General features: G+C 49.7%; 1 protein-coding gene. It reads right to left on the reverse strand.

Annotated elements, in window-relative coordinates; all coding sequences use genetic code 11:
* Nucleotides 1-44 precede the first annotated feature (44 nt).
* A complete protein-coding gene (locus tag N483_RS27150) occupies nucleotides 45-197 on the reverse strand; it encodes a hypothetical protein (RefSeq protein ID WP_155735427.1) in 153 nt (50 codons plus the stop codon).
* Between the last annotated feature and the right edge of the window lie 91 nt (nucleotides 198-288).

Here is a 288-nt window from a genome sequence, read left to right on the forward strand (position 1 = left end):
CAAGTTCAGGGTGACGAAGAAGGGGGATTGTAGAGGTGGTTGCTTTAGCAACTATCAAAATAGCTCACCTCACCTTGCGCAAAAGAACCGTGCTCACTGCGTTCACTGTCGGTAACCTTTTGCACGATAGACCCTGAAACAAGTTCAGGGTGACGAAGAGGGTGGATTGTAGAGGTGGTTGCTTTAGCAACAGTCAAAACGGCTCACTTCACCTTGCGCAAAAAGAGCGCTCTCACTGCGTTCGCTGTCGCTAACCTTTTGCACGATGTCATCCTGAACTCGCTTCAG

Source organism: Pseudoalteromonas luteoviolacea NCIMB 1944, assembly GCF_001625565.1.
Classification (GTDB): Bacteria; Pseudomonadota; Gammaproteobacteria; order Enterobacterales; family Alteromonadaceae; genus Pseudoalteromonas; species Pseudoalteromonas luteoviolacea_F.